Here is a 19,390-nt window from a genome sequence, read left to right as displayed (position 1 = left end):
CCCTGTATCACCGGCGTTGTGGAACGTGATCACCTCCTCTGGAGGACGGCTCCCGCCTGACCCGCCCAGCTGATCCGCCCCCTGTCGATCGAGCAGGCGGTGTCGCAGTGGCGGGCGACCAGGTCGAGGTCGTGGCTGACCAGGACGACCGCCAGGCCCCGCTCCTCGCGCAGCCGCGTCAGCAGCTCCATCAGGGCCCGGGCGGTGGGCGCGTCCAGCGCCGAGGTGACCTCGTCGCAGACGAGCACGGCGGGATCGGCCGCGAGCGCGCGGGCGAGGGCGACCCGCTGGCGCTGCCCGCCGGACAGCTCGTGCGGCAGGCGGGTGACGGTCTCGGCGGGCAGCGCCACGTCGGCCAGGAGCCGCTCGACCCGGGAGGGGACGCCGGCGGGGTCGACGCGCCGGTGCAGGCGCAGCGGCCGGGCGAGGACCGCGCCGACCGTGCGGACGGGATTGAGTGCCCCGAGGGGATCCTGCGGCACGAGCTGGATCAGCCTGCGCTGCTCCCCGGTACGGCGGGCGAGCCGGAGCGGCAGCGGCTGCCCGTCCAGCTCGACGACGCCTTCGGCGTGCGGGTGCAGGCCGGTGATGGTCCTGGCGAGCGTGGTCTTCCCCGCTCCGGACGGCCCGATCACCGCGTGCGCGGCCCCCGGGCCCAGCTCCAGCTCGACGTCGTGCAGGATGGTCCGGCCGCGCCTGCCCGTGCGGGCGCGCAGCCGCCGCATGACGAGCGCCGGCGTCCTGCGGGCCGCCGCCCGCACCGGCCGCCCGGCCCTCGGCGCCGCACCCGCGGCGGGGGTCGGGGCGGGTGCCGGCGGCGAGTCGGCGGCCGCGACCGGCGGGGGTGTCGCCACGGTCGCGGACGGAGCCGGTGCCGGGAGCGGAACCGCGGCCGCGGCCAGGACCGCGACCGGAGACGAGGACGGGACCGGGGCCCGGGAGGGGGGCCGAAGTTCGATCACCCGGTCGGCGATCCGCCCGACCAGGTCCCCGTCGTGGGAGGCCAGGATCACGGCCATGTCGTGGCGGCCGGCGAGCTCCCGGACGAGCAGGCCGATCTCCGCGCCCAGCGACGGGTCCAGGCCCGCGGTCGGCTCGTCGAGGAGCAGCAGGTCCGGACGGCGGGCGAGGGCGCGGGCCAGGGCCAGGCGGCGCTGCTGGCCGCCGGAGAGCTGGTGGGGACGGCGCGCGAGCATCTCGTCGTCGGCGGGCAGGCACACGTCCGTGAGCAGCCGCCGGAGCTCGCCGGGGCCGGGCCGGGCCGCGAGCTCCGCCAGCAGGTGGCGCACGCGCATGCGGGGGTTGAGCCGGGAGGCCGGGTCCTGGTCCACCAGGGCGATGTGGTGGCGGCGGAGCCGGCGCAGCCGTACCGGGTCGAGGTCCAGGACCTCGTGCTCCAGCACGCGCACCCGCCCCGCGCGGCGCCTCAGGCCGTCCGGCAGCGCTCCCAGGATGCTGCGGAGCGCGGTGGACTTGCCGACCCCCGAGGGCCCGACCAGGGCCACGACGACGCCCCGCTCGCCGCTCACCGCGGGCACGTCCACCACGACGCCGCCCGCCGGGTCGGTCAGGACCAGCTCGTCGATCTCCGCCACCGTCGCCGCCGTGGAACTCACAGCCTTGCCACCACCTGTCGTCCGCTTCCGGGTGCGAGCACCTCGGCGGCCGTCTGCACGCTCAGCGCCAGCACTCCGATGGCCAGGCTGGGGACGACGACCGCCCAGGGGTTGAGCAGGATGCCGGGCGCGTTCTCGCGGACCATCAGGGCCCAGTCGGCGGCCGGCGGCTGCGGCCCGAGCTCCAGGAAGGCCGCGGTGGTCACCACGTAGACGGCCGCCACGAACCGCAGGCCGAGCAGGATCAGCAGCGTGGCGCGGAGATTGGGCAGCACCTCGCGCCAGACGAGCTGGAGCAGCCGCTCTCCCCCCGCGACGGCCGCCTCGACGTACCCCGACCCGGCTATGGGCGCCGCCGCCGCGGCCACCAGGCGGATCGCGTACGGCAGGCCGACCGCGACCGCCGCGGCGACCAGCGCGACCCGGCCGCCGCCCTGCCAGGAGAGCACCACCAGCAGCACGGCCAGCACCGCGGGCAGCAGGATCATGACGTCGGCGGCCCGCTCGACGATCCGGCCGAGGGCGGGGCGCAGCGCGGCCGCCGTACCCAGCAGCGCGGCGAGGGCGGTGACCAGGCAGGCCACGACGAGCGAGGTGAGCAGCAGCTCACGGCCGCCGGCCAGCACGCGGCTGAGGACGTCCCGGCCCAGCTCGTCAGCGCCCAGCGGGACGCCGGGACCGGGGAGGGCGTAGGGGGCGGCGACCGGGGCGTCGATCGGCGACGGCGCGAGCAGCGGGCCCGCCAGCGCGATCGCCGCGATCAGGCCGGCCGGCAGGAGACGGAGCGCGGTCCTCATGGGCGCCTCACCGAGGCCCAGCCCCGCACCAGGTCCGCGACCAGCAGCACGGCGAGGATGGCCACGCTGGTCACCACCACCACCCCCGCCACCAGGGGGGTGTCCCGGTCGCGGACCGCTCCGGCGAGGACGCTGCCGACGCCCGGGTAGTTGAAGATCGTCTCGACGACGACGGCGCCGCCGAGCAGCATCCCGACCGACGTCGCCGCGCCGGCGGCGATGGTGGGGAGGCTGCCGGGCAGCACGTGCCGCAGCAGCACGCGCCGGGGCGGGAGCCCGTCCAGGACGGCCGCCTCGACGTGCGGCGCCGTGCACTCGTCGGCCAGCGCGGCACGGGCGACGCGGGCGTTCCACCCGATCTGCGGCACGGCGAGCGAGAGCACCGGCAGCACGAGCATGGCCGCCGAGGCGGGTCCGCCGCCGGCGGCGGTCACGGTGACGGCGGGCAGCAGATCCGCCCAGAGCGCGAAGACCAGGACCAGGACGCTCGCGACCACGAATTCCGGCAGCGCCGCCACGACCGTCGACGTCCCCGAGATCGCGCGGTCGAGCGCCGAGGAGGGGCGCAGCGCCGCGGCACCGGCCAGCGCGAGGGCGGCCACCATGGTCACGGCGAAGGCGAGTCCGCCGAGCAGCAGCGTGCCGGGGAAGTGGCGGCCGATGACCTCGGCCACCTGCTCGCCCCGGGACGTCACGCCCAGGTCGCCGGCCGGCAGGCCGGCCATCCAGCGCAGCAGGCGGCTCCAGAGGGGCTGGTCCAGCCCCAGCTCCACCCTGCGGGCGGCGACGGCGGCGGCCGACGCCCCCCGGTCCAGGCTGGAGCGCGCGGCGTCGCCGGGCAGGAACTCCATCGCCGCGAACACCGCGACGAGCAGTACGGCCAGCAGCGCGGCCCGCTGGGCCAGCGCGGCCGCTCCCCGCAGGAAGAGGGAGACCGGCCCGGACGCGGAGGGCCGGTCCGGACGCCACGCGGGCGGGGCGGCGGGGCCGCGGGCCGCGGTCAGGCGCTCAGCCATGACCGCTCAAGCTGGACTCTGCCGTAGCCGGGCAGCTTGGGCAGGCCGCCGACCCCGGCGGCGGCCAGGTCGATCCCGTCGGCCATGCCCCACAGCAGGTAGCCCGAGCTCTCGTACTCGACGCGCTGCAGCTCGCGCAGCGCGCTCGCGCGCCCGGTGCCGCGCCTGGCTCCGACGGCCTTGCGGTAGGCCCGGTCGAACTCCTCGTCCTTCCAGGCGGCCTCGTTGTGCGCGGTGCCGGACTGCATGGTCTTGCCGGCGAAGAAGACCACCGAGTCGTTGGTGCCCCAGTAGGTGGTGTAGAGCGGGGCCTTGAGCCAGGTCTTCTCCCAGAAGACGGCCGACTCCTGCTTGACGACCTTGACGTTCACGCCGGCGTCGCGCATCTGGGTGGCGAACAGGGTGGCGGACTCGGCCAGGCCGGGGACGTCCTCGGTGGTGAACAGCTCGTAGGTGCCGCGCCTGTCGAAACCGGCCTCGTCGAGCAGTCGCCCGGCCCGCGCGAGGTCGCGGGCACGCTGGGCGAGGCCCGTGGCGTAGGCCGGGTCCGCGGTGCCGAGGATGTCGTTGGCGACCGTCCCGTAGCCCGACAGCACCTGCCTGACCATGGCCTCCCGGTCGACCGCCAGGCGCAGCGCCAGCCGTACCCGCTCGTCGGCGAAGGGGCCGTCCGCGGTGCGCATCACGATCGGCATGGCCATGTCGTGCGGGCGGCGGATCACCTGGACGCCGTCCCTGCCCTCGGCCGTGCGGGCGGCGACCGGCCCCACGTTGGAGGCCAGGTCGATCTGGCCGGTGAGCAGGGCGCCGGCCATGGCCTGGGGGGACTCGAACATGCGCACCTCGATGGCGTCGAGCGGCGGCTCGCCCCCGTGCCAGGCGTCGTTGCGGACCAGCCTGGCGTTGCCGTCGCGGAAGGACTCCAGGCGGAACGGCCCGGTGCCCGGCGCCCTCGTCACGTCGGTGGTGTCCTCCTTCAGCGTGAAGGTGGTCAGCCGGGCCAGCAGCGGGACCTCGCTGTTGGGGTAGTCGCTGGTCAGGATCACCGCGTTCCGGCCGTCGGCCTTGATCCCGCCGGCGTCGATGCCGGGCAGCCGCGTCGCGCCGGCCGGTGTGGCGCGCAGCCGCCGCAGCGACCAGGCGACGTCGGCGCCGGTCACCGGCGTCCCGTCGTGGAAGGTCGCCCCCTCGGCGAGGGTGAAGCGCCAGCGGCGCAGGTCGTCGGACTCCCAGCGGGCGGCCAGCCGGGGGACCACGTTGGGCCGGTGGCCGGGGACCGTCAGCGGGTCGTGGGCCAGCGCGAGGATGAGGTAGTCGCTGTCGTTGACCTGGACGCCGTGCGGGTCCCGGTTGACCGCGGACGCCTTGCCGACCGCTCCCACCCGCAGGGTGCCCCCGCGCCTGGGCGGACCCGCCGCGGGGGCGTCGCCGGCGGCGGCCCGCCGCGGCCCGGAACCGCAGGCGGTCAGGAGCAGGCCCACTCCCAATCCCCCTCCGGTCGCCAGGATCCGTCTCCTTGTCAGCTCCACCTCCGGCTCCCCTCTTACGACGTCATTAAGGTTTGCCTACCCTAATTTTTTCGCCGCCTCAAGGCCGGAAATGTCCGTTTTTAAGGATATTCGCAGATCACAGACTTATGACAGAAGAATAATATTTATATAACTTAGGCTAGCCTTGCCTTATCAACCGGGATTGGGTTAGCGTCCCCAGTGCGTCGATCGACACCCATGAACTCCGGAACCGGAACGTCATCTCTCGACGGACCTAGGCGGTAATCCAAGTGGGCCTCAACGTGACCCCTGTCCGGGAAATCAGACCTGACACTCTCCTGGACCGAGCAAATGCCCTTATATCGACTTATAAAACGGCATCGAACCCTGAGCTGATCCAGCAGCTCCCTCAGGCGGCCGCCGGGCTCGGCGACCTCTGCCCCCCGCCCGACCCGGCCGCCGGCCTGCACGTCCTGCGCGGGCTGACCGCCGACGACACCGGCCTCGGCGCAACCCCGCCGAGCTGGTCGGACGCCTCCCCCACCCGTACGGCCGAATGGGACGTCGTCATGCTGCTGCTGGCCAGCGCCATGGGCCGGCCGTTCGGCTGGGAGGGGCAGCAGGACGGGCGCCTGGTGCACGACATCGTGCCGAGCCGCGGCCACGAGCACGAGCAGACCGGCGCGAGCAGCACCGTCACCCTCGCCGCGCACAACGAGGACGCCTTCCACCACCGGCGCGCCAACCTGATGCTGCTCGGCTGCCTGCGCAACCCCGACCGGGTCGCGACCAGCGCCGCGTCCGTGCGCCACGCCGGCCTCGACGACGCCGACGTCGAGGTGCTGTCGGCCCCCGTCCTGCCGATCCTCCCCGACGACGCCTACGACGACGCGCGGGACTCCTCCCTCGAACCCCCCAGGGTCCCGACCCTGTGGCACGGCGAGGACGGCCTGTGCCTGCGCTTCGACCCCGCCTACACGCCGCTGGAGCAGGCGGGGGCGGACTACCGGGCCGCCTACGGGCGGCTCTGCCGCGAGCTGGACCGGGTCAAGGTCGGCGTGCGGCTCGAACCCGGCGACGTGCTCGTCATCGACAACGACGCGGTCGTGCACGGCCGCGAGCCGTTCCGCGCCCGCTACGACGGCACCGACCGCTGGCTCAAGCGGGTCAGCGTCCGCCTCCCCGGCCGCGACCGGCCCTCCGCCGAGACCGCCGAGCACGGGTACGGCCAGCAGCCGATCGACCCCTACGAGGAGCGGTGATGCGGGTCCTGACCCGGAGCGACCTGGCCAAGGTCGAGCTCGGCCCGGCCGAGGTGATCGCGGTCGTCGAGGAGGCCTACCGGGCCCTGGCCGCCGGATTGTCGGCCAATCCGAGCAAGCTGACGCTGCAGCCCCCCGACGGGCACTCGGTCTCCTACGCCATGCTCGGCCGGGACGGCACCCGCGGGGTGGTCGCCTTCAAGACCTCCTACAGGTTCCACTCCCGGCGGGAGTGCTACTACACCTCGCTGGCGCTCTACGACGACGAGTCCGGGCTGCCCCTCGCCCTGATGGACTGCGGCGGGATCGGCGCGATGCGCACCCCCGCGGTGTCGGCGCTGCTGGCGCGCGAGTGCGCCGCCCCCGGCAGCCGCACCGCCCTGGTGATCGGCACCGGCGTGCAGGGGCGGCAGGCCCTGCCGTACCTGACGGCCACGATGCCGGAGCTGGAGCGCCTCATGGTCTTCGGCACCCACGCCGACGGGCTGCGCGCCGTACGGGACTCGGTGCCCGGACGCGAGGTGGAGGAGGTGGCGGACCTGCGGTCAGCGGTGGAGGAGGCGGACGTGGTGCTGGGCGTCGCGGGCCCCTCCACCACCGCGGCGGTGCAGGCGGACTGGCTCCGGCCGGACGCGCTGTGCGTGCTGGTCGGCTACGGCCTGGCCCCTTCGACCCTGCACCGGGCCGACCGCGTGCTGGCCACCAGCGCCGCGCAGATGGCGGTGACCGGCACCGACCTGGCCGACGAGCACGGCGTGCTGCGGCCGGTGGACGCCGAACTGCCCGACGTGCTCGTCGGCCGGGCCGAGGCGCGGTCCGGCGGCGGGCAGCGGATCTTCGCCTACAACAGCGGCCTGGTCATCACCGACATCGCGCTCGGCCACCACTTCGCGCGGGCGGCCGAGGAGCGCGGCATGGGACAGGTGATCGATCTGTGGCGCTGAGCCCGCGGCTGCCCGCCAAGCTGTCGGAACCGGCACGCGCCCTGCTCAAAGGGGGGGCCGGACTGCTCCAGGAGCTCGCGTACGGCCTGCGCGGCCCCTACCACGTGCTCTTCCCCGACGCCTTCGCGGCCAACCTGACCTCCTTCCTGGACGTGCTGGACGAGACCGGCGTGACAGGACGGGTCCACTACGCCAAGAAGGCCAACAAGGCGGCGTGCTGGATCGAGACGTGCGCGGATCTCGGCGTGGGAGTGGACGTAGCCAGCGCGGAGGAGCTGCGGGACGCGCTGGGCCACGGGGTGCGCGGCACCCGGATCGTGGTGACGGGCCCGGCCAAGTCGGACGACCTGCTCCGCCTCGCCGTACGGCAGGGCTGCCTGATCACGGTGGACGCGCTCGACGAGCTGGACCGGGTCGCCGGGCTGTACGGCGCGCGGATCATGTTGCGCGTCACGCCGCCGGACCAGCCGCACAGCCGGTTCGGCATGACGGAGCGGGAGCTGGAGCGGGCGCTCGCCCGGTGCGGGCCGCTTCGCCTGGAGGGCTTCAGCTGCCACCTGACCGGTTACGAGGTGCAGCCGCGCGCCGACATGGCCGCCCTGCTGCTGCGCTGGTGCGAGCGGGCCCGCGCGCGGGGCATCGCCGCCGGTGGCGTCGGCATCGGCGGCGGGTTCGCGGTGGACTATCTCGCGGCCGAGGACTGGCGGGAGTTCACCGGCGACCCCTCGAACTTCCACGCCGGCAGGCGCTTCGACGGGTTCTACCCCTACCACTCGCCGGTGGCCGGGGCGGCGGCGCTCCGCGCGGTGCTGGCGGCCACGCCCTCCGGCGGGAGCGCGGACGTGGCCGCCCTGCTGCGCGACGCGGGGGTCACGCTGATCCTCGAACCGGGCCGCGCCCTGCTCGACCAGGCGGGGTTCACCGTCTTCCGGGTCCAGGGCGTCAAGGACAGGGACTACGGGATCGTCACCGTGGACGGCACCAGCCTGAGCCTGTCCGAGCAGTGGTTCGGCAGCGAGTTCCTGCCCGAGCCGATCCCCGTTCCGGCACGGGAGGGGCCGGCGTTCGAGACCTGCGTGGGCGGGGCGAGCTGCCTGGAGTCCGACATGCTCACCTGGCGCAGGATCGTCCTGCCCGGCCGGCCGCGCCCGGGTGACCTGCTCGTCTATCCCAACACCGCCGGATACCAGATGGACTCCAACGAGTCACCGTTCCACGGGCTGCCGCTGCCGCCCAAGGTCGTGGTGAACGCCGACGGGAGCTGGCGGCTGGACCGCCCGCCGAACTGACCGGACCGGCCGGACCAGAGGAGTGATCACACTGCGGATCGTACGGAAAGTCACCGAGCTGATCGGGCGGACGCCACTGCTGTCCCTGTGCCAGGACCGGTCCGGCAGCCGGCTGCTGCTGAAGCTGGAACAGTTCAACCCGCTCGGCACCGCCAAGACCCGGATGGCCCTGGAGATGGTGCGGGACGCCGAGCGCCGGGGCGCGTTGCGCCCCGGCGGCCACATCATCGAGTCCACCTCGGGCAACACCGGCCTGGGGCTCGCGCTGGTGGCCGCCGAGCGCGGCTACCGCTTCACCGCCGTGGTGGACGGGCACGCCTGCCCCGACAAGCTGCGGGCGATGCGGGCGATGGGCGCCGAGCTGGTCTACGTCACCGGTGACGGCGACGGCGAGCTGGCCACCGCGGCGCGCGAGGATCTCGCGGCCCGGCTGGCCAAGGACACCGACGGCGCGGTCTTCACCGAGCAGCACAACAACCCCGGCAACGCCGAGGGGTACCGGCCGCTGGCCCAGGAGCTGGCGGAGGCGCTGCCGGAGGGCGTCGACTACCTGATCGGCGCGGTGGGCACCGGCGGGTCGCTCTGCGGGACGGGCCGGGAGCTGCGCCGCACCATGCCCCGCATGCGGATCGTCGGGGTCGAGCCGGTGGGCTCCATCGCCTTCGGCGGCCCCGGCGGCCCCTACCACCAGTCGGGCACCGGCACCCCGCCGGGCGCGCCGGTCGGGGCGCTGGTCGACTTCGACCTGATCGACGAGGGACGCAAGGTCTCCGACCGCCGGGCCTTCGGCGCCGCCCGGGCGCTGGCCCGCCGTACCGGCCTGCTGGTCGGCGGATCGGCCGGCGGCGTGGTCTACGAGGCGCTGCGCCTGATGACCGCCGTGCCGCCGCGCTCCACGGTCGTGGCCGTGCTCAACGACACGGGGGAGAAATACCTCGACACCGTCTTCGACGACGGGTGGATGGCGGGGCACGACCTGCTCGACCCCGCCGCGGAACGCGAGGTGGACGACCTGCTGACCGGCCTGTCGCAGGACCTGGGGTATCGGGTTGGGTCGGACCGGGGCGCCCTGCCGTGATTACTCATGGCGGGTTTCCCCAGCCCGCGAGGCCTTCACTCAAGGCCGGCACCACGCCATGATCGCCGCAGCCGTGGGTCTGTGCCTGATGGCGCTGCTCGCGCCGGTCATGTTGCGTTCTGTACGGCGTGCGAGCCGGCCGCAACCTCGCCCGGACCACTCCGGACGGCACGTTATGCGTTAGCCGGCGGCCGCTTCGGCCACCGACCGGATACCGGCGGCCAGGTCATGAGCCGTCGGGGCGTTGTCCGGATCGATCTGCCATCGCACCAGCAGGCCGATGAACAGCGTCAACAGCACCTGCGCACCCGCCTCGTCCTGGCGTGGCAGGCGCTGGGCCAGCTCGCGCTGGGCCAGCGCCTGCCCTTCAGCCAGGCGGGCTCGTACTTCGGGGAGATGAGGTGCCTGCGCCAGCGTCTCGACGTTGGCTCGCCACACCGTCGGATTGGCTCGGAAGGATTCGATCAGTTCCGCCCAGAACGCTTCGAACCACTCCTTGGCGTCGTCCGGGAACGCCTTGAGGACCTCCGCGACCGCTTCCCCGGTCACCTCGATCATCGCTTGGGTGAGCAGGGCGTCTTTGGAGCGGAAGTGATAGTTGATCGCGGCAAGGTTGCTGCCGGAGACGGCGACGATGTCCCGGACCGTTGTGCGGGCATACCCGCGCTCGGACAGGCACTGCTTGGCCGCGGCCAGCAAATCCTCAGGAACTCCCACGCGGACGATCCTACCAGCGCCGCAAACAAGCGTTTCAAACATTCGTTTGGCCGCTGATACCAGACGGATGAGACCGATGTGTCGGCCAGGGCACGGGGACGGATGAAGGCTTCAGGCTACGTTGCGGGCGGCCGCCAGGAATCGTGGGACCAGGGGGTTCCGGTCGTCGCGGCGCCAGGTCATCGCGACGGTGGAGCGCGCGGTGTTCGGCTCGATCCGGCGGTAGGCGATGCCCTTGAGGCGGATCCGGCGGATGCTCGCCGGGGCGAGTGACACTCCGAGCCCCGCCTCGACGAGTGCGGAGACTGTCTGCCATTCCACCGCGTGCTGTCCGAGGCGGGGCTCGAATCCCGCGCTGCGGCACACGTCGAGGATCTGGTCGTGGACCGTCGGCCCGGCACTGCGGGGCAGCAGCACGAACGGCTCGTCCGCCAGCGCCTTGATGGAGACGACGCGTTGGCCTGCGAGGGGATGGGCAGTCGGCAGGATCGCGACGAACTCCTCGGACAGGATCGTCTCGGTCACCAACCCCGGCTCGTCCGGCGGTTCCCGCAGAAGCCCGATGTCGATCACATGTTCGCGCAGAGCGGCCACCTGCGGCGCTGTGGTCATCTCGCGGATCTCCATGTCCACTCCCGGATACCGGTCGCGGTAGCCGCGCAACAGGCCCGGCAGGAGGGTCAGTGCGAGCGACGCGGAGAAGCCGATTCGGAGGCGACCGGCCTCACCGTTGCCGGTGCGCCGCGCCGCGTCCAGGCCGATGGCGATCTCGTCGAGAGCGCGCCGAGCGGCCGGCAGGAGTTCGTGTCCTGCCGGGGTGAGGGTGACCCGGCCAGGCCCCCGGGTGAACAGCGGATGCCCAACTTTCACCTCCAAGCGGCGGATCTGCTGGCTGAGCGGCGGTTGCGCGATACCCAGCCGCTCCGCTGCGCGTCCGAAGTGGAGCTCCTCGGCGAGTATCGCGAAGGCATGAAGCTGCTGGAGCCCGAGCTCGGGGCGTTCCATACCTACAGAGATATCACATCATGATTCTTGAAGTATTGGACATATCACTGCTGGTTGCCTAGCTTTCACCGCATGACAGAGCGACGCGCGATCTTGAGCGGTTCCACCTTCGAAGAAGAGATCGGGTACGCCAGGGCGGTGGTCGACGGCGACTGGGTGCACGTGTCCGGGACGACCGGGTTCGACTACGCGACTATGACTATCTCCGACGACGTGATCGAGCAGGTCGAGCAGTGCCTGCGCAACGTCGAATCGGCACTGGCCGAAGCCGGATGCTCGTTCGCCGACGTCGTCCGGGTCAGATACCTGCTGCCCGACCGTGAGGACTTCCAGCCGTGCTGGCCCACCCTGCGCCGCTGCTTCGGCGACATCCGCCCAGCCGCGACGATGCTCGTATGCGGCTTGTCCGATCCCCGCATGAAATTCGAGATCGAGGTGTACGCACGACGGCCCGCAGAGCCAAGGCCCATGCCCGCTGCCGGCTGACCAACGGTATGCATGTTCCGGGAGCTGGCCATGGACAGCGGCTTCTGGTTCGGCGGCCACTGGATCACCGACTCGACCCCGATGCCGTGCGGCATGTCGCGCCCGACCGTCGCAAGGTCCTGGCGGCGATGCTCGATGCAGCAATGCACCGCGGCTACCCGGCGAGTGGAGGCCTGGATCAGGCCGCCTCGTCCTTGGGCTCGGGAGCTGGAGCAAGCCGCACGCGGCCGGAGTGGGCCTCCTCGTCGGGGAAGACCCACTTCCGGAACGCCCAGAAACGGAAGACCATGGCGATCAGCGTGCCAATGACCTGCGCGCTCATGAAGTCGGCGATCTCCTGGGTGACCAGGCTCACCTCCGGGGTCTCCAGCAGGAACACATACCGGGAGATCCAAAGCGGCACGGAGCTGAGCACCAGACCGACGCCACTGACCAGGAAGAACAGCGCCGCCTCGTGATGGCGCTCGCGACCGCCCCTGGTCCGGAACGACCATTCACGGTTCAGCACATAGGACACGATCGTCGCCACGAGCACCGCGATGACCTTCGCGGTCACCGGCTTCGGTTCCAGAATGGTCAGCTTCAGCCCATAGAACACCGTGTTGTCCACCAGGAACGCCGCTCCACCCACCACCGCGAACTTCAGCAGCTCACGGTGCTTCAGCGCAAGGGCGTGCAGCGGTCCCGGCAATCTTGCGAGCACTGCGTTCGCTGCTTCGAAGCGTCCCGATCTTCTCACCAGCCGGACACTCTGGTCTCAAGACTCACTGACACGGCCTTTCCGCCTCGGGCGGCCGGAGCCGCACCTGACGACATCTGGTATCAATCCTCACTCACACCACAGTCGAGTACTTCGCGGTGGAGCGCCCGTCAGGGACCGGACCGTCTCGGTGACCGGATGAGCCACCCAGCAAACTCCACCCCGGACACGACGTCGGGATGACTCCCCGCCGGAAGCGGATGCTCAACACCGATCAGGCGGCCACCATACATTCGTTCCATTGCGCCCCACCACTGATGCCGGAGCAGACGAGCGGAGAAGGTTCGCCAGAAAACCCATGGTTCCTTTCCCGCGTAACGAGCCCGCCGACCGGCAGCAGTTCGGACGCGCAACGGATCGCCGCCTGTCGGTCTTGCCCTCCGCGGAGTCGGGACGCCCGCACTTCGCCGGGGCAGCCGGCTCGGGGATGCGTCAGCGGCCGGCGGCGCTGCCGGAGCCCTGGAGCCGGGCGGCCGAGGGCGCGCCGGGGAGCGCGCCCTTCGTTCTGCCGGCCACGTTGGCGACGAGGAGGGCGAGGAAGGCAAGGACGGCCATCGCCGTGCGGATCGTGTGGAGCGTCCACCAGTGCCGGCGGATGTCCGTCCAGTCGGCGGGCGGCCGGTCGGCGTTCCAGGAGTCGGCGAGCCGGTTGAGCGGGTCCAAGGTGGTCAGGGTGAGCACGATGATGGCGACCAGGAGCAGGGTGGCGGTGACGGTGAGCCAGAAGACGGGCCGGCCGCGCTGGTAGGAGGCGGCGCAGGTGACCAGGAGCAGGGCGAGGCAGGTGAGCAGGAGCACCGGCATGGCGCGGCCGTAGTCGGTGTTGAGCGCCTGCCAGTGCCGTACGTAGGCGGGTGCGGGCAGCGTGAGCAGGGACGGGGCCAGCACGGTGAACACGAGGCCGCCCGCGAACAGGCCAAGCAACGACGTCGCGCCCGTCCGGGCGGCCTCCAGCAGCAGGTTGCGCATGCTCGCCTCCGGCGGACCCGAGTGATTGACTAGAAGCACAAAATTTCATTTGAATCAATTAAAGTCAATATCTGGCTGGGAGGCCTTGATGACCGAGAGGCCCAAGCGCCGCTACGTGAGCGATGTGCGGAAGGAGAACGCGGAGGCGACCCGGCTGCGCATCGCCGAGGCGGCCAGGGCGCTCATGCTGGAGCGCGGCTACGCGGCCACGACGATGGCCGGCGTCGCGAGGGCGTCAGGGGTCGTCGTACAGACCCTGTACACCTCCTGTCCCGGCGGCAAGCCGGGCCTGGCCAAGCTGGTGTGGGACGTGACGCTGGCCGGTGACGCGCAGGCCGTCCCGCAGAGCGCCCGGCCGCACGTACAGGCGATCCTCGCCGAGCCCGACCCCGGGCGGAAGCTGGCCGTGTTCGCGGAGATGGCACTGACGATCTACGAACGTGTCGGCCCGGTGCATCGCGTGCTGCGCGCCGCCGCGGCCGCGGACGCCGGCCTGGCCGGTGTCCTGGCGGACACCGAACGGCAGCGGCTGGCGGGGAGCCGCGGACCCGCGGAACATCTGGCGGCCGCAGGTGCGCTGCGTGCCGATCTGACTGCCGAGCGGGCCGCCGACCACATCTACGCCCTGACATCGATCGAGGTGTTCGAGCGGCTCACCGAGGTCTGCGGCTGGAGCGTGCGCGACTGCCAGGACTGGCTGGCCAGGACCCTGAGCCAGACCCTGCTCGAACCGGCGGGGGAACAGCCGGCCGACGCATACCTCTCCTCGGCTGAGGACCCGCCCGGCTCCCGGCCGCCGCCCATGCCCTGAACGCGGCCGCGGCGCCCTCCGGTTCCACTCCCCCGCCCCTGCGTACGGCCTCGCCCTCCACCGCATCCGGAGGACTGCTCACCGACCAGGCGTCAGCCGCGGCGTGTCGCCGGCCTGCCGGCCGAGTGCGCCCTAGGCCAGGACGGCGGCCAGGTCCTTGGGCACGATGGACTTGATGTCCTCCCACGCCCCCTCGTCGACCTGCTCCCTCAGGGCGTGGACGACCGTGTGGACCAGCCGCTCGACGTCACCGTCGATCTCCTCCAGGATCTTGGCCGGGAGCGTGCTCCGCACGCGGGCCATGAACTCTCCGGCGTTCATCCTGACCGGGGCGCGGCGAGGGTCCCAGGACCCGTAGTAGATGCCGCGGGTCAGCATCGGGAGCTGCGAGCCCAGGTGGGCGACCTCGTCGACGGTGAGGCGGTCGCGGAGGGTGTGCAGGACCACCCTGAGCGCGGTGTAGGACCGGTGCCTGAGTCCCTTCGGCCACCCGTAGGCCTCCTCTATCGCCCTGAGGACATGGTTCGTCTTGTTCACGGTGGAGTCGAAGGTCGCGAAGCCCGTTTCGGCCATGCCGCTCATCTCCTTTCCGCCGGCATCGCGCTGACGGTGGACGGACGGAGCCCGGGATCTCTCCTCCTGCGGACGATCGCCGGGGAGCCGCTCGCCGGGCGGGCCGCCGGCGGCCGGGGAGCCCGTACCGGGCGGGCCGGTCCTGGAGGCGGCGCGGAGAAGGTCGCGCACCTCCGCGTCGCCGGTCTGGGTGAAGTCCACGTAGGACTGCCCGACGGCGAAGAACGGCGTCGGCGTGCTGGCGCAGACCACCTCGTCGACCAGCGCCGCCAGCTCCCGGCAGGTGGACGCGGGTGCGGCGGGGACGGCGACGACGATCATCGCCGGCCGCAGCCGGCCGAGGGCCTCGATGGCCGCACGCATGCTCGCGCCGGTCGCCAGGCCGTCGTCGACCACGATGACGACCCTGCCGGTGAGCTCGGCCATGGGCCTCGCGTCCCGGTAGAGCCGCTCCCGCCGGAGCAGCGCGCGCCGCTCCCGCTCGGCCGCCTTCCGGATGGTCTCCTGCGACAGGCCGCGGCTCCAGACGACGTCGTCGTTGAGCACCATCACGCCGCCGCCGGCGATCGCCCCCATCGCCAGCTCCTCGTGGTGCGGGACGCCGAGTTTGTGGACGAGGAAGACGTCGAGCGGGGCGGCGAGAGCGCCGGCGATCTCGTAGGCCACCGGCACGCCTCCCCGGGGCAGCCCCAGGACGACGACGCCGGGCCGGCCCCGGTAGTGCCCGAGGAGACCGGCCAGAACACGGCCGGCGTCCCGGCGATCCTGAAACAGGCGATCCGCCATGGCTACCGCCTCCCCAATTAGAGCATTCATTTATGCCCGTTTAAGAATGGCCGAAACTGGATCGGCCTGGGAGTTCGCAGCAGGTCAAGCGTCCGTAGGCGAACCCGGGGAAACGCCAGACAGACAAGCGGGTAGGGAAGCGCCATGAATGGCGAAGCCGATACGACACGATGGGATGCCTCGACTCCGGTCACCGTGGACATCCGGCTGTCGGTCAACCGCGACGAGCATCCGATCACGGTGGACACACGGGAGACACTTCTCGACACCCTGCGCGAACGACTCGATCTGACCGGGGCGAAGAAGGGCTGCGACCACGGGCAGTGCGGCGCCTGCACGGTGCTGGTGGACGGGCGCCGGGTGAAGTCCTGCCTGACGCTGACGGTGACCCTCGACGACCGGGAGATCACCACGGTGGAGGGACTGGCCGACGGCGACACCCCGCATCCGCTGCAGACGGCGTTCGTCGAGCACGACGCCTTCCAGTGCGGATACTGCACTCCGGGGCAGCTCTGCTCGGCGGCCGGGATGCTGGCCGAGGCCGCGGCCGGATGGCCGAGCGTGGTCACCCGGGACGTGAGCGCCGCGCCGCGTCTCGACGACGACGAGATCCGCGAGCGGATGAGCGGCAACCTCTGCCGCTGCGGCGCCTACGTCAACATCGTCGCGGCGATCGGGGAGGTGGCGCGGTGAGACCCTTCGCCTACCGGCGGGCCACCGGCGCGCGGGAGGCGGTGGCCGCGCTGAACGAGCAGCCCAACGCCATGTACCTGGGCGGCGGCACGAACCTGGTGGACCTGATGCGGTTGGGCGTCGTCGCGCCCGAGGCCCTGGTGGACGTCACCCGGGTCGCGTCCGACACGGTCGAGGAGACCGCCGGCGGCGGCCTGCTGATCGGCGCGGGCGTCCGCAACAGCGACCTGGCCGCGCACCCGGCCGTGCGGCGGCGGTACCCGATGCTCGCCCAGGCGGTGCTGTCCGGGGCCTCGGGCCAGATCCGCAACATGGCCACGGTCGGCGGCAACCTCCTGCAGCGCACCCGCTGCTCCTACTTCCAGAACGTCTCCAAGCCGTGCAACAAGCGGCAGCCCGGCTCGGGCTGCCCGGCCGTCGAGGGCGACCACCGCAACCTGGCGATCATCGGTCACTCCGCCGCCTGCGTGGCCACCCATCCCTCGGACATGGCGGTGGCGCTGGCGGCGCTCGGCACGAGCGTGCACGTGGAGGGGCTGCGCGGGGCGCGCCGGGTGGCGATCCCCGGGCTGCACCGGCTGCCCGGAGACGAACCGGACCGTGACACCGTGCTGGACCCGGGCGACCTGATCACCGCGGTGGAGCTGCCCGCGCTGCCGTTCGCGGCCCGGTCGCGATACCGCAAGGTCAGGGACCGGGCCTCGTTCGCGTTCGCCGTGGTGTCGGTGGCGGCGGCGCTGGACGTGGCCGACGGCGTGGTCCGGGACTGCCGGATCGCCTTCGGCGGGCTCGCGCACGTGCCCTGGCGGGCGGAGCTCGCCGAGGAGGCGCTGCGCGGGTCCCCCGCCACCGCGGCCGAGTTCGCCCGGGCGGCGGACGCCGAGCTGGCCCGGGCTCGCCCGCTGCCGGAGAACGGGTTCAAGGTGCCGCTCACCCGGAACGTGCTGGTCCGTACCCTCACCGAGCTCACGGAGACGCCATGACCACCACGACCCCGTCGTCCGTCGGCTCGGGACTCGACCGGGTCGAGGGCCTCGACAAGGTCACCGGCCGCGCCCGGTACGCCTTCGAGTACTCTCCGCGGGACCTGGCCTACGCGGTGCCGGTGCAGGCCTCCGTCGCCCGGGGCGAGATCCGCTCCGTCGACGTCGACGCCGTGCTCAAACGCCCCGGCGTGATCGCCGCGATCTGGTACGGCAACGCCCCCAGGCTGGCCTCCGGCGACGGCGGCGAGCTGGCCGTGCTCCAGTCCCCCCGGGTGGCCTACCGGGGCCAGTACATCGGTGCCGTGGTGGCCGAGACGCTCCATGACGCCAGGGAGGCGGCCGGGCTGGTGCGGGTGGAGTACGCCGCCGAGCGGCACGACGTCGAGCTGCGCGCCGACCACCCGGGGTTGTACCGGCCCGAGGTCGTCAACCCGAACTTCCCCGCCGACGTCGAGCAGGGGGATCCGGACGCCGCCCTCGCCGCGGCCCCGATCGTGGTGGACGCCGTCTACAGCACGCCGGCCGAGCACCAGAACCCGATGGAGCCGCACGCGACGATCGCCGCGTGGGATGGCGACGGGCTGACGCTCCACGACTCCACCCAGGGGGCGTCGGCGGTCCGCGACACCGTCGCGGCGCTGTTCGGCATGCCGCCGGCGAACGTCCGGGTGATCTCCCCGCACGTGGGCGGCGGCTTCGGGTCCAAGGGCACCCCGCACCCGCACCTGGTGCTCGCGGCGCTCGCCGCCAAACAGGTCGGGCGCCCGGTCAAGCTCGCGGTGACCCGGCAGCAGATGTTCGCGGTGACCGGTTACCGCACCCCGACGATCCAGCGGGTACGGCTCGGCGCCGACGCCGGCGGGCGGCTGACCGCGATCGTGCACGAGGCGTTCGAGCAGAGCTCCACGATCAAGGAGTTCGCCGAGCAGACCGCAGTGCCCACGCGGATGATGTACGCCGCGCCCGCCCGGCGCACCACCCATCGGCTGGTCCGGCTCGACGTCCCCACCCCGAGCTGGATGCGGGCGCCCGGCGAGACGCCGGGCATGTTCGCGCTGGAGTCGGCGATGGACGAGCTTGCGATCGCCTGCGGGCTCGACCCGGTGGAGCTGCGGATCCGCAACGAGCCGGACACCGATCCGGAGACCGGCCTGCCGTTCAGCTCCCGCAACCTGGTGGCCTGCCTGCGCGAGGGGGCGCGGCGCTTCGGGTGGGCCGGGCGCGATCCCGCGCCGGGGGTCCGGCGCCGCGGAAGGCAGCTGGTCGGGACCGGCGTGGCGGCGTCCACCTATCCGGCCTACCGGGGGTCGTCCCAGGCGAGCGCCCGCGCCGAGCCGGACGGCCGGTTCACCGTACGGATCGCCGCCGCCGACATCGGGACCGGCGCCCGGACGGTGCTCACCCAGATCGCCGCCGACGCGCTGCGCGCGCCGGTGGACCGGGTCCGGGTGGAGATCGGCGACAGCGCGCTGCCCACCGCCGCGCTGGCCGGCGGATCGATGGGGACCGCCTCGTGGGGCACGGCCGTGGTACGGGCCTGCGAGGCGCTGCTGAAAGAGCTCGACCGCCGGGACGGGGACCTGCCCGCCGACGGCGTCGAGGCGAGTGCCGACACCACCGAGGAGATCAGAGGGCAGCAGCGGTTCGCGCGGCACGCCTTCGGCGCCCAGTTCGCCGAGGTGGGAGTGGACGCCGACACCGGGGAGACGCGGGTGCTCCGGCTGCTCGGGGTGTTCGCCGCGGGCCGGATCGTCAACCCGAAGACGGCTCGCTCGCAGTTCATCGGCGGCATGACGATGGGGTTGTCCATGGCCCTGCTGGAGGAGAGCGTCATGGACCGCGAGTTCGGCGACTACCTCAACCACGACTTCGCCCAGTATCACATCGCTGCCTGCGCGGACGTGCGCGACATCGAGGCGCTCTGGGTGGAGGAGGACGACCCGCACCTCAACCCGATGGGTTCCAAGGGCATCGGCGAGATCGGCATCGTCGGCACCGCCGCGGCGATCGCCAACGCGGTCCACCACGCCACCGGCGTCCGGATCCGCGACCTGCCGATCCGCCTCGACAAGCTGGTGAGGTAGGGCCGCGGCGAGCCGGCTCCGGCACCGC

Annotated in this window: 18 protein-coding genes; 9 read left to right on the top strand and 9 right to left on the bottom strand. The window is 72.6% G+C overall.

The features are described 5' to 3' along the window. Positions 1–29 precede the first annotated feature (29 nt). Genes SROS_RS18255 through SROS_RS18240 form a run of 4 tightly spaced genes read right to left on the bottom strand, consistent with a single transcriptional unit; the run spans position 30 to position 4,910 of the window. The gene (locus SROS_RS18255; protein ID WP_012890424.1) at positions 30–1,616 is read right to left on the bottom strand and encodes an ABC transporter ATP-binding protein; all 1,587 of its coding nucleotides are present in this window, start codon (positions 1,614–1,616) and stop codon (positions 30–32) included. Next, the gene (locus tag SROS_RS18250) at positions 1,613–2,413 is read right to left on the bottom strand and encodes an ABC transporter permease subunit (RefSeq protein WP_012890423.1); all 801 of its coding nucleotides are present in this window, start codon (positions 2,411–2,413) and stop codon (positions 1,613–1,615) included. The genes SROS_RS18255 and SROS_RS18250 overlap by 4 nt, the downstream gene beginning before the upstream one ends. Then, positions 2,410–3,429: an ABC transporter permease gene (locus tag SROS_RS18245; protein ID WP_012890422.1), complete on the bottom strand. Its 1,020-nt coding sequence runs from the start codon at positions 3,427–3,429 to the stop codon at positions 2,410–2,412. The genes SROS_RS18250 and SROS_RS18245 overlap by 4 nt, the downstream gene beginning before the upstream one ends. Further along, entirely contained in the window at positions 3,414–4,910 is a 1,497-nt protein-coding gene (locus SROS_RS18240; RefSeq protein ID WP_245564667.1) for an ABC transporter substrate-binding protein, read from the bottom strand. Before SROS_RS18240 ends, SROS_RS18245 begins: the two co-directional genes overlap by 16 nt. A gap of 311 nt (positions 4,911–5,221) precedes the next feature. Here SROS_RS18240 and SROS_RS18235 point away from each other — a divergent pair, with 311 nt between their 5' ends. The 4 genes from SROS_RS18235 to SROS_RS18220 are packed head-to-tail and all read left to right on the top strand — an operon-like array spanning position 5,222 to position 9,492. Further along, on the top strand, positions 5,222–6,181 hold the full coding sequence (locus SROS_RS18235) for a TauD/TfdA family dioxygenase (RefSeq protein WP_218919869.1): 960 nt from the start codon (positions 5,222–5,224) through the stop codon (positions 6,179–6,181). Continuing rightward, entirely contained in the window at positions 6,181–7,125 is a 945-nt protein-coding gene (locus SROS_RS18230) for an ornithine cyclodeaminase family protein (protein ID WP_012890419.1), read from the top strand. Before SROS_RS18235 ends, SROS_RS18230 begins: the two co-directional genes overlap by 1 nt. Continuing rightward, complete coding sequence (locus SROS_RS18225; protein ID WP_012890418.1) at positions 7,116–8,414, top strand: type III PLP-dependent enzyme domain-containing protein; 1,299 nt, start codon at positions 7,116–7,118, stop codon at positions 8,412–8,414. The genes SROS_RS18230 and SROS_RS18225 overlap by 10 nt, the downstream gene beginning before the upstream one ends. A gap of 22 nt (positions 8,415–8,436) precedes the next feature. Then, entirely contained in the window at positions 8,437–9,492 is a 1,056-nt protein-coding gene (locus tag SROS_RS18220) for a PLP-dependent cysteine synthase family protein (RefSeq protein ID WP_012890417.1), read from the top strand. 180 nt (positions 9,493–9,672) lie between these two features. Here the strand turns inward: SROS_RS18220 and SROS_RS18215 are convergent, their stop codons facing one another. Both SROS_RS18215 and SROS_RS18210 read right to left on the bottom strand, forming a co-directional pair. After that, entirely contained in the window at positions 9,673–10,209 is a 537-nt protein-coding gene (locus SROS_RS18215; RefSeq protein WP_012890416.1) for a TetR/AcrR family transcriptional regulator, read from the bottom strand. A gap of 111 nt (positions 10,210–10,320) precedes the next feature. After that, positions 10,321–11,214, bottom strand: coding sequence for a LysR family transcriptional regulator (locus tag SROS_RS18210; protein WP_012890415.1), 894 nt, complete (start codon positions 11,212–11,214; stop codon positions 10,321–10,323). Positions 11,215–11,286: 72 nt separating this feature from the next. On the opposite strand from SROS_RS18210, the gene SROS_RS18205 reads away from it, so the two are divergent. Beyond that, positions 11,287–11,700 (top strand): RidA family protein, encoded by a 414-nt coding sequence (locus SROS_RS18205; RefSeq protein WP_012890414.1) that lies wholly within the window; start codon positions 11,287–11,289, stop codon positions 11,698–11,700. A 178-nt stretch (positions 11,701–11,878) separates the two neighbouring features. Here the strand turns inward: SROS_RS18205 and SROS_RS18200 are convergent, their stop codons facing one another. Both SROS_RS18200 and SROS_RS18195 read right to left on the bottom strand, forming a co-directional pair. Beyond that, positions 11,879–12,439: a GtrA family protein gene (locus tag SROS_RS18200; RefSeq protein ID WP_012890413.1), complete on the bottom strand. Its 561-nt coding sequence runs from the start codon at positions 12,437–12,439 to the stop codon at positions 11,879–11,881. A gap of 453 nt (positions 12,440–12,892) precedes the next feature. Continuing rightward, the gene (locus SROS_RS18195) at positions 12,893–13,429 is read right to left on the bottom strand and encodes an anthrone oxygenase family protein (protein WP_012890412.1); all 537 of its coding nucleotides are present in this window, start codon (positions 13,427–13,429) and stop codon (positions 12,893–12,895) included. 88 nt (positions 13,430–13,517) lie between these two features. On the opposite strand from SROS_RS18195, the gene SROS_RS18190 reads away from it, so the two are divergent. Continuing rightward, a complete protein-coding gene (locus tag SROS_RS18190; RefSeq protein ID WP_012890411.1) occupies positions 13,518–14,240 on the top strand; it encodes a TetR/AcrR family transcriptional regulator in 723 nt (240 codons plus the stop codon). A gap of 132 nt (positions 14,241–14,372) precedes the next feature. On the opposite strand, the gene SROS_RS51830 is transcribed toward SROS_RS18190, so the two are convergent. After that, positions 14,373–15,599: a DUF2267 domain-containing protein gene (locus tag SROS_RS51830; RefSeq protein ID WP_052316969.1), complete on the bottom strand. Its 1,227-nt coding sequence runs from the start codon at positions 15,597–15,599 to the stop codon at positions 14,373–14,375. Positions 15,600–15,743: 144 nt separating this feature from the next. Here SROS_RS51830 and SROS_RS18180 point away from each other — a divergent pair, with 144 nt between their 5' ends. Genes SROS_RS18180 through SROS_RS18170 form a run of 3 tightly spaced genes read left to right on the top strand, consistent with a single transcriptional unit; the run spans position 15,744 to position 19,362 of the window. Beyond that, entirely contained in the window at positions 15,744–16,292 is a 549-nt protein-coding gene (locus SROS_RS18180; protein ID WP_012890409.1) for a 2Fe-2S iron-sulfur cluster-binding protein, read from the top strand. Continuing rightward, positions 16,289–17,275: an FAD binding domain-containing protein gene (locus tag SROS_RS18175; RefSeq protein WP_012890408.1), complete on the top strand. Its 987-nt coding sequence runs from the start codon at positions 16,289–16,291 to the stop codon at positions 17,273–17,275. Before SROS_RS18180 ends, SROS_RS18175 begins: the two co-directional genes overlap by 4 nt. Further along, positions 17,272–19,362, top strand: coding sequence for a xanthine dehydrogenase family protein molybdopterin-binding subunit (locus SROS_RS18170; protein WP_012890407.1), 2,091 nt, complete (start codon positions 17,272–17,274; stop codon positions 19,360–19,362). Before SROS_RS18175 ends, SROS_RS18170 begins: the two co-directional genes overlap by 4 nt. Positions 19,363–19,390 lie beyond the last annotated feature (28 nt).

This window comes from Streptosporangium roseum DSM 43021, assembly GCF_000024865.1.
Taxonomy (GTDB): domain Bacteria; phylum Actinomycetota; class Actinomycetes; order Streptosporangiales; family Streptosporangiaceae; genus Streptosporangium; species Streptosporangium roseum.
This window is presented reverse-complemented; position numbering and strand designations above follow the sequence as displayed.